This window comes from Mesorhizobium sp. M1006 (assembly GCF_040318825.1).
Lineage (GTDB): Bacteria > Pseudomonadota > Alphaproteobacteria > Rhizobiales > Rhizobiaceae > Mesorhizobium.
On record NZ_JAMYMZ010000094.1, the window covers coordinates 1 to 8,833 of the forward strand.

Consider the following 8,833-nt stretch of genomic DNA (forward strand, 5'->3'; position numbering starts at 1 on the left):
CTTCACGATCGCTACGGGATCTCAACTTCCGAGCTCGTGCGCCGCGTCCGCATTTGGAGCGAATGAGAAGTAAGAGCTCTCCCCATGCAACAGTTGAGCCATCGACTTGAACTGTGAGCTGGCTAACCCCGCCGCGGTTGTCGCGCTCGTCACAGCGTTGTGGACTAAGGACCTGGGCTTCCCTGATGCCTGTCAATCGGGCACATCCTGCGCGGCACTGATTGAGCACCGGCCTCCTGTTCAGATGCGGCTGGACGAGCTGTCTTCCAGTGGTAAGGAGAGAACTTCCTAGGATCTTGAACACACATCGAGGGCATTCGAGGACTTGGTGTCAGGCCCCCTGGTGCCGGTCTCCCGCGAGTTCGACGTAAGCAAGTTTCGGGATGTTGGCTCGTCTGTCCTTCGCGGCATATGGACCGGCGCGCGGCTCGCCTGTTCTCGGAACGGGTGTCACGGCACCGGTTTGGTCGAAGGTTGGTGGCGCGAAGCGAAAGAAGCTGGCCGCAACTACCTCGCCCGCCAGCAGGGCGACGCCGTCCTGGCCCCCGCCGGATACAACTTCTCGCTCCTGCTCCGGTGGCGGAAGGCTCTTTTGGGGCTACTCATCGCCGCCCTCAAAAGTCAGCCGAAGGAGCTCGAAGCCTGACGGCCGATTACGGACATCTGCTGTTCGAGCAGGCAATCCCGAGCGACAACGGTGTCGTTGACGAACTGCGGCCTCATTTCGAGTCCGCCCATCTCGACGCACGGGAAGTGTATCATCGTACATCAGGATCGACTTCCATCCTGCGCCAACGGGCCCAGACTCCGGTATCATGCAGAGGTGGAAAGCTCATCTTCGGTCTGGCTCGCGATCCGGCTCGCGTTCGTGAGATTTCCCTGCGCCACCGGTCGCCGGGCTGAAGCGTCAGGATATCGGCGAAGACGCGGCATTCTTGAGCGTCCAGCTTGGGCGCGAGCCAAAGAGTAAATTCGGATCGCAGCAATGTTACGATCGCAAGCGGTGACACTCGGTCCGTAGGCCCAACTTTGATCAATCGCGGCCGGGCGCCAATCTCTCACCGCAGGTCCCCGAGTGCGCGCATGCAGTGCCTCCCAGCATTTGTCGGCCGGCGAGCAACGAATTTGCCCTGCAGTTGATGACATTTAGCTGGCCAATCTGCTTGCGGTGATCGATGCGGGGGCAGCATTGTTGGGGTTTGCACGGAATCCGCGTCGCACTGAGCCGGCATCAGCCGCCCCGATCTCGCCCAGCAACAAGGACAGGCCGCACCTAACCCAAGGCCACCGAAGCGGCACGGACGTTCAGTCGATGTTTACCATTCGCTATTATCTTTCGCGAAGCGGCAAGGTTCTGAGTACCGCGCAAGTCAAAGGGCCTGCTCCAGACAATGGGGCGGGCCTTTTTGCGTCACTTTGGAGAACGGACTCCAACGAATTGCCGGTTACCTGAAAAATAGGCCCCAGGCTGTGAAACGTCGAACGTGGCCGGGTTGTTGGTGCATCCGCAATCGGTTGGAAGGCAGGCCCCATTCTCGCGATACTCTGCCAGCGTCAGGGCTGGGCCAGCGGTAGGTTAGGGCGTCACGACCCGCAACATGGCGGCGTCATAGACGAACGAAACACGATTTCGTCCATGTTGTTTCGCTTCAAAAAGGCACCGTCCGGCAGTGCGAAGGACGTCCTGAGCATCTGCATTGGGAGAAATTTCCGCGCCTCCAATGCTGACAGTCACTTTCACCCATGAGAGCGCGTTTAATTAAGTTGGGGTCAATTCGTGGCAGCAGGGTTCGTGCTATGAAGAAGGGACCGGTTCCCAACCGCGGCGAGGCACTTGCCTTCATCAGTGCCAGTCTCAAAGAACTGGAGGCACTGCGCGGCGGGTCTCGTGTATTGTCGCGTCGACTGACCAGTGCGCTTGATGCGCATGGTGGATGCGGTGGCTTCACCTGGGTGACCGCGAGCCCCATCGATGTTTCCTGGTCCAGGGAACCAAAACCTTTAACCGGTGCGAAGAAAAGGCATGACGTCGGCGCGAAAAAACAGCCGGACGGTCACTCCCTCCGCCAGATGCCCTTGATTTCATTAAACCTTTTGTCGGTATCTTCTTGCGGCCCCAATTTCGGCCCTAACGGACAGACTCGTCAGTGAGTCGTGGGGCTCGGGAACAGGAACTTGTACCCTTCCTTGAGAATCCACCGGGCGCGGGCGAGATGAGTTTCCCAGGCTCGGTGCGCCCGCTTCGGTTCCTTCTCGGGATCGATATGCAGCACAGTCCTGGCAACCACGCGCCAATCCTCGTCGTCATAGGCGGCGTCCAGCAGCCACATATACATGGCGACGCGTTTATTGTCGTATGGGGTGAGGTAGGGCTCGCTTGGCGCTTCGTCTGCGACCTCGGGATCCGGAAGCGGGCTGACCACTACGCCGCCTTCTTCGGGTCGCCGATGACGCGCGCCGGCAGATACGCTGGAGCCGGAGGCGGCAGCAAAAAATTGTTGTCAGCTGCAGTGCTCATGGGCGCAATATACATTGCGAATAGTGCCCATTCAACGCTGCGATCAAGATGGACGCGGCACGAGTCTTGCATGGCGCTCAACACGGCGAAGACCAAAGAAAACCGCGTGCGCTCCCTCGGCCATATCAATCGATTTTATCCGACGTGTCACATCCGCGTGATCTAGCGACACCTAATTAAAGCGGCTAAGGGGGACCGTGGTTTGGGGAAAAATTCTTATGAACAGCCAAAAAGACGCAGAGCGTATCCGGGCCGAAATGTCGATCGCACAGGCGATTTACGACGCCATTTGCGAGATGAACGGATCTTCGTACAGGCAAGACAAAGTACCTTTGCGGTGGGATACTTCGTCAGGCACACCGTTGAGCCTGATGAGTATTGACGGCTTTTTCGAATTGCGGGAACTGGCCCGGCGGATAGCGTCGAAGATCGACACGCCTGCGCTCATCAGTCTCAAAAGCCACACCGCGCAGCCGTCGAAAAAGATTGACTTCCACTAGGGTAGATTTGCCATCGCCGTGAAAAGGTTGCTCGAGATCACGTCGAGGATGGCATCCACCTGGCCCGTGGCGCGGTTGTCGCGCTGGTCGACGCCATCCGCGCCTGCGAGGTCGGTGACGCTTGCGCCGGCCCAAGCACGCGCGCATTCTGCCCCGAACCAAAAACTGGGGAGGGCCGAATGTTCGAAATCGGAAGAGATTACCGCATCACCATGATTGTAGCCGTTCCGGGCGACTGGAGCGACGAAACTGGCGTCTGGACGGTCGCGGAAGTTGATGGGACGCTAGTGAAACTCACCAATCCCTACACCCCGGACACGATCATTAACACGGCGTCATGGCATTTCGTCCGCGCCGAGATTGTCTAGGCGCAACTTAGAAGTTGTCGAACAGCCCCGCCGCCATCATGCCGCCGATCAGGTCCTGTCCAAGATTGTTGGGGTGAGTTCCGTCTCCAGGACCCATCCAATGAACGTAGTTGAACTGGTTGATGATGAAGCGGCGGTACAGATCGACCACTGGCACCCTGTTTAGGGCGCAGACCTCAAGCATGGCGTTGGCGTAGTCGATCAGCTGGCTTCCGGCTCCTCCCGCAGTGCCGTCCAGCGTCCGCCATATCGGCGTCGTGAAGATGAGCTTCAGGTTCGGCCGGGCGGTCATGATCGTCTGGATGCCGTAGTTGATGGCTCCCTTGAAGGTCGCCCCGGTTATGTCCGCATTGGTGCCGATGGGGCACGTCGGGCCGGCGCCGGTGAAGTCGTTGGTGCCGAACGAGGGGATCAGGTAATCCAGCAGGCTGTAATCCACCGATGCCATGCGCGCTGCAATCGCTGGAAAGGTGCCTCCGATGACCGTTGCTGCGGCTATCTGTTGGGAAAAATCACCGGAGGCAATGGCATCGGCCAGCCGGTAAAACGAGAACTTGTCATAGTTCGCAGCATGGTTGGCCATGCGGGTACCGCCGCCGCCGCAGTTGGTGATCGTCATGCCGGTGCGCTGGGCAATCTTGGCGGTCGGCGTGATGCCCGGCCAGATGACACTTTCGATGATGCTATCGCCGAAGTGCGCACCGATCTTGCCGGCGAACTGCGAGGCCGGCACGGAGGCAACGTCCTTGGCCAGTTTGTCAAACCGGCCATGGTTATCGATCAGCCGGCCCGGTGCCTTCTGGATGGCCCAGCCGGGAAGGTAGGCATCCGCGGCCAAGGCCCCTGTCGGAAGGATGCGGAGCTGGTGATTAAGGCCGTAGGTAACGTCGTTCTGGGTGACCACGATGGGCAGCGAAATATACGTCAGGCCATTGACCGTTTTGGTTATCTGAACGGTCTGGGTCACCCCGGACGACACCGGAATGTAGTGGATGAACTGGATGGACTGGGCACTCCCCGCCATGAAGGCGATGATACACCAGACAGTTTCTCCCACCGTCAACCCTGCTTCGGCTACGGGCGTCTTGATGTCGTGCAGCGTGGCCGGCCGGCAGCTTGATGGCCTGGTGCCGAAGGGCGAGCCTGCCGGCGCGTTGACCAGAACAGGAGGAAACCCGCCAGCCGATGCTCCGATCAGGGGGTTGCCAGCATAGTCGTTGGTGACGCCGCTGGCCGCAATGCGGAAGAACGGGTCGATGTTAAGCTTCGGGTGCGCATCCTCCGCCACCATGGCCGCAGATTGGAGAGCCCCGCCGATGTAGGTCAGGCGTGACTTGGCCTTCTGGACAGCCCAGCCGAGCACGAACAGGCATTCGCACCGACGCCGGCAGCGATGTTGAGCCGAACCAGCAGGCTCGTGCCAAACGTGACATCGTTCTGGGTCGGCGTGACGGTCAGCCCAACGCTCATGTAGCCCAGCCCGCCCGCCACTGCCGGGTTGACCGTGTTGCTCTCGTTGTGCGCCACCCCGGATGACACCGTGATGCTGCCGATGATCTGAAGGCTTTGTGCGGCGATCAGATCAACGATGATTTCAACGGGTTCACCAACCCGCAGGCCGAGGTCGGCAGCGGACACTTTGAGGTCCAAAAGCGTCGCCCCGACCGACAGAGACAAGGCGCCACGCCTGTCGTTCAATTTTGGCGAGGTGATATTCGGAAACGGCTTCGTGTCGGCGAGGGTGCGGCATCCCGCAGAATAGGAATATATTCCGCATGCCGTCAAGCACATAGACTTCGTCCTGCCCTCAGCGCCTGCTCGCCGCGGGCATTTTGGGGGGAAGCATGAATCAAGTTACGTGCGTTTGTAGCCATCAGCGTTTTGTCGGGCTGCGCTACTCGCCCAGCCGACATCAAGCCCATGCTGGTTTCGTCCAGCGTATACGCGGGCAAGTCCTGCAGCCAGTTGGAAGCCGAACTTTACCGAACGAGTTCCGACCTCGCGCCGATAATGGCCGTACAAGACAGAACCGCCCGCCGTGACGTGGACGGCGTGTTTTGGCTTGGCTTGCCGGTTGGCAGCATGATGCGACAACACGACATCAAGGTACGTGAAGCCAAGACCGGCGAGCTGAAGGGCAACATGAACGCGATCAGCGCAGCCCGACGAAAGGGCGGCTGTGTTGCAGTCTGTAAGCCGTTCCAACGTTAAAAGTTGTCGGGTTGCTCCCCGCCCTCGCGACTGCGGAGTGGTCGTTTCATCGATTGACTCGCGTAATGCACCGGCAGTTAATCTCCCCGCCAGGGCAAAAGAGGGGCTATGAAACTGGGAGCAAACGATGACTGTCCAAAAAGAAGACTATCGAACCAACAGAGCCGACTACGCCATAGCTGCGATGCATAGCCGAGCGACCGCTGAGGGCGATCGTGACGATTTGTTGACGAGGAAAAAGTCCCTGTGGGTAACAGATCGGCGATCTGCAAAATTGGCTGCAAACCCGTCCGAAAGCTCGCCAGAACCCAAGGCAAAAGCGCCGCTAAGTGAATCGGACGCCAGCCACTTTCTTACCGCCGCGTACTTCGTTCGCATGGTTCGATTATATTAGATTTATCTAAAATACCAACCAGCCAGTCGAGCATTCCCGAACGCTCGCTGGTCAGGCCCAGCGGCCGCCCCCTAACCCAAGCTGCTGGGCCGCCCGCTAAGGAAGTGCGTTGTATCACTGATACGGTCGTCGGTGACCGCCTCCGTACCGCGGCCGTGATCGCAACCACGTCACCGATGCCAACGCCCCGCATCGTACCACTCAAACGAATGGCCTGGATGCGTTTAGTATCCATTCTCGGGAGACCCACGCATGGGTGTCGCTTGGGAGACAAGTGACTCCCCTTTAAAGGCATCGAGATGCTACGAGCGCCGAAAAGTCAGTTCCTTAGACCTAAAGATCGGGCGATTTGCCAGCGGGTTGTCGACCAGATAACCGCCGACGCTAAATGGTACAGCACTTCGATAGACGGTCAGATTCTGGCCTCGACCACGCTGAATCTCTTTCAATCAGGGGTCGTAAACGAAACGAATTTGCTGGCACATGTTCGCGCGCGGCGCCACGACTTCACTAAACTGACAGGCTAGCTCCACCCGGGCGGAAACAGCGCGTTTCAGCAAATCGTGAATTGACCTGCATCCATGGAAGCCGGTTGGCGGCACGGCAGTTGGCTGAAGATCAAGAGCTACATGGTGGAAGAATATGACTTGCTCGGCGGGTGGACCGGCCGCTGCGATATTTGCTGTCGCGGCGGCCAACACACCCAAGTGGCCGGCTGCTGTCATGCGACCACAGAGCCGCCACGTCAGCCAGCCCAAGATGGCCAATAGGACGAACGACCTTGTAATATCGCTTCATTCGTCCTCCCGAGCGCCGCGCTTCTTTTCCACAAGCGTTTCGGCTCGTGGAGCAATGACTTGTCGAAAGATCCGCGCGCAAACTGTTCATACCGGCTCTTGCCGGTGCTGCCGGAGGTACCGAGCAGCACCGCGAGATCGGGATGCAGGACTTCCCGGCTTCCGCGCGGCAGCGCCAGCGGGCGTCTACGCGTCTGCAGATGATTTCGGGCGAATAGTCGGCGACGAAGTCGTCCAGAGCCGATGCGTTGCAGGGCGGGATCAATGCGACGGCGTGCCTGCCGTGCATGGCTGCCAGATAGGAGATGACCGCGTGTTCCGTCGGCTCGGCTGCTACCGCGACCAGCTTTTTCTCCGGTCCGAACTCGGCTGCCACCGCTGTGACACGTAGCGCAAGATCGCGGTAGGTGATCGGCGTGCGGCCGGGAAAGATCAGCGCCGGACGATCGCCGTGTTCGTCCAAGCGTCGGGTTAACCCCATTCCCCTGATCTCCGTCAATCTGAAAGGCTTATTGCACCCATCAGTGCAGGCGGGGACGCCGCTATCACGTTTGTTGACTGATTGCATCAACTTTCACGGATGTGTTCGCGCGCGAGCGGAGGCATTGGTTGCGACCATGCCCATGTCATCGAGGAACTTTGGCACGAGGCCGGCCAACAGCGGGAGCCCGCGATTCTCTTGGCACGTTGGCAACGCTTGGAGCCGAACACACCTTGCAGCAGCGCCGGCACATCCACATCGGCATCGAGCTGCGGCCAGTGCAGGCCAAGGCCGGTCGGGCTAATCCCGCTCTCGGTGGACAAGGCTCAGAAGAGCCGACATGGGATGAATCGGTTTGTCGAGGGCGAGGATCGCCGGCAAGCGACACTCTTTCCCGAGTGCCTAGACGTTTAGGTGATGCAGGACAATCCGGTCCGACTCATCGAAGTCTTCATCGAGAACTCGACCTCGGCGCCGTCGGCTTTGCCGGGTCGTGCTGGAAGCGACCAGCGGCCTGCCTATCATCCGAGGCCGATCCTGCGAAGCCAGTTGCTGCGCCGTCTGTGTGGAGACCCGCTCCGGGGCACAAGCCGCGCGAACTCCCTTCTCCTTTCCGTCAATATATCGCCGTGCCGCTCTTCGCGGCAAACGGCTGCTCGACGCTGAAGCCGAACGGCGTGCTCGAACCTGGGCATAGCCAACCGATATCGCGCGGCTTCATTTTTTAGTCACTGCGCAGGATTTTTGCTTCGAGCGCGGCTGCGACGAAAGCTCTTCGTGCAGCTGGTGGATGAGCCTCGCCACGCAATACTTGCCGACAGGCGTCCATCGGTATCTTCCGTTTCTCGGTCCGACGACTAAGATCACGGAGCAAGATAGCGGCCGCGTCATTGACGTCGAACACGATACGCTCCGATCTGTGACGGCTAACCTTAACAACCATTGGCCGCTCAAATCTGCTCAAGCCGATCATCTCTCCGCCTCCTCTACGGCAACAGGCCTCGGTCGCACTTCTTTGCCAGCCGAATGGTTCCGCTGCATCTTCGTCGCTGGACTTGGCACTAGCCTAGCGACCGAGTGCAGTGGGTCTGGTTATGATGGGGGTTGCGCGAGATCTGCCGTTTTGCTGTTGATTTTGAGAAGCTTTTGCTTTCGGCGAACTGTGAAATCTCGACACAGTGCCCTCCTTGGCGTGCTACCCGCGCCAGCCTCGCACATTTCGCGTATGCCTACACTTTCACTTTTCCACTGCCCGACTTGCAGGCAGCGAGCCACTGCATCGCGGAGGTTGCATCTTCCAATATAGCGGCCCGTTTCGCAAAGCCGAAAAAGGCATTGCGCGCTGCGCTTACAGGTATTCGCTCGTCGTATGCATCATAGCACGCCTTGAGGGCGGCTTCGTGGATCAAGTCTCTGCGGTTTCCTGGCCACTCGTTGAGGAAATCGATGGCGTCGGCCAGGCTGGCAATCTCTTGCACGGTAAGCGCTATTTTCGCTGCACGTTGACGCGAGCGCTTTCGACGGATGGCCTTCGAATCGGGAACGGTATCTGGTCTGATCAGGC

11 protein-coding genes and 1 pseudogene are annotated in these 8,833 nt (G+C 59.2%); 5 read left to right on the forward strand and 7 right to left on the reverse strand.

The features are described 5' to 3' along the window. Positions 1 to 499: 499 nt before the first annotated feature. Positions 500 to 646, forward strand: a pseudogene (locus NKH60_RS34065) (IS5/IS1182 family transposase); the annotation flags it as partial. 1,151 nt (positions 647 to 1,797) lie between these two features. Continuing rightward, positions 1,798 to 2,151 carry a hypothetical protein gene (locus NKH60_RS34070; RefSeq protein WP_352451783.1) on the forward strand — a complete coding sequence of 118 codons (354 nt, stop codon included), beginning with the start codon at positions 1,798 to 1,800 and terminating at the stop codon, positions 2,149 to 2,151. Here NKH60_RS34070 and NKH60_RS34075 read toward each other — a convergent pair. Continuing rightward, positions 2,145 to 2,423 (reverse strand): hypothetical protein, encoded by a 279-nt coding sequence (locus NKH60_RS34075; RefSeq protein ID WP_023722441.1) that lies wholly within the window; start codon positions 2,421 to 2,423, stop codon positions 2,145 to 2,147. The genes NKH60_RS34070 and NKH60_RS34075 overlap by 7 nt on opposite strands. Before the next feature lie 313 nt (positions 2,424 to 2,736). Here NKH60_RS34075 and NKH60_RS34080 point away from each other — a divergent pair, with 313 nt between their 5' ends. After that, on the forward strand, positions 2,737 to 3,018 hold the full coding sequence (locus NKH60_RS34080) for a hypothetical protein (RefSeq protein ID WP_023722439.1): 282 nt from the start codon (positions 2,737 to 2,739) through the stop codon (positions 3,016 to 3,018). Positions 3,019 to 3,197: 179 nt separating this feature from the next. Further along, positions 3,198 to 3,386, forward strand: a complete 189-nt coding sequence (locus NKH60_RS34085) for a hypothetical protein (RefSeq protein WP_023722438.1) — start codon at positions 3,198 to 3,200, stop codon at positions 3,384 to 3,386. A 7-nt stretch (positions 3,387 to 3,393) separates the two neighbouring features. Here NKH60_RS34085 and NKH60_RS34090 read toward each other — a convergent pair whose 3' ends face one another. Further along, the gene (locus NKH60_RS34090) at positions 3,394 to 4,677 is read right to left on the reverse strand and encodes an SGNH/GDSL hydrolase family protein (protein ID WP_352874989.1); all 1,284 of its coding nucleotides are present in this window, start codon (positions 4,675 to 4,677) and stop codon (positions 3,394 to 3,396) included. Between the two features lie 32 nt (positions 4,678 to 4,709). Continuing rightward, positions 4,710 to 5,063: a hypothetical protein gene (locus NKH60_RS34095; protein ID WP_352707952.1), complete on the reverse strand. Its 354-nt coding sequence runs from the start codon at positions 5,061 to 5,063 to the stop codon at positions 4,710 to 4,712. 243 nt (positions 5,064 to 5,306) lie between these two features. Between NKH60_RS34095 and NKH60_RS34100 the strand changes: the two genes are divergently transcribed. Beyond that, positions 5,307 to 5,597 (forward strand): hypothetical protein, encoded by a 291-nt coding sequence (locus NKH60_RS34100; RefSeq protein WP_352785957.1) that lies wholly within the window; start codon positions 5,307 to 5,309, stop codon positions 5,595 to 5,597. Positions 5,598 to 6,609: 1,012 nt separating this feature from the next. On the opposite strand, the gene NKH60_RS34105 is transcribed toward NKH60_RS34100, so the two are convergent. The 4 genes from NKH60_RS34105 to NKH60_RS34120 form a co-directional block, all read right to left on the reverse strand. Then, the gene (locus tag NKH60_RS34105; RefSeq protein ID WP_352509686.1) at positions 6,610 to 7,251 is read right to left on the reverse strand and encodes a hypothetical protein; all 642 of its coding nucleotides are present in this window, start codon (positions 7,249 to 7,251) and stop codon (positions 6,610 to 6,612) included. Positions 7,252 to 7,355: 104 nt separating this feature from the next. Next, on the reverse strand, positions 7,356 to 7,592 hold the full coding sequence (locus tag NKH60_RS34110) for a DUF2442 domain-containing protein (protein WP_352774745.1): 237 nt from the start codon (positions 7,590 to 7,592) through the stop codon (positions 7,356 to 7,358). Between the two features lie 401 nt (positions 7,593 to 7,993). Beyond that, positions 7,994 to 8,242: a DUF982 domain-containing protein gene (locus tag NKH60_RS34115; RefSeq protein WP_352874992.1), complete on the reverse strand. Its 249-nt coding sequence runs from the start codon at positions 8,240 to 8,242 to the stop codon at positions 7,994 to 7,996. 256 nt (positions 8,243 to 8,498) lie between these two features. Beyond that, positions 8,499 to 8,795 carry a DUF982 domain-containing protein gene (locus tag NKH60_RS34120; protein ID WP_352874994.1) on the reverse strand — a complete coding sequence of 99 codons (297 nt, stop codon included), beginning with the start codon at positions 8,793 to 8,795 and terminating at the stop codon, positions 8,499 to 8,501. Between the last annotated feature and the right edge of the window lie 38 nt (positions 8,796 to 8,833).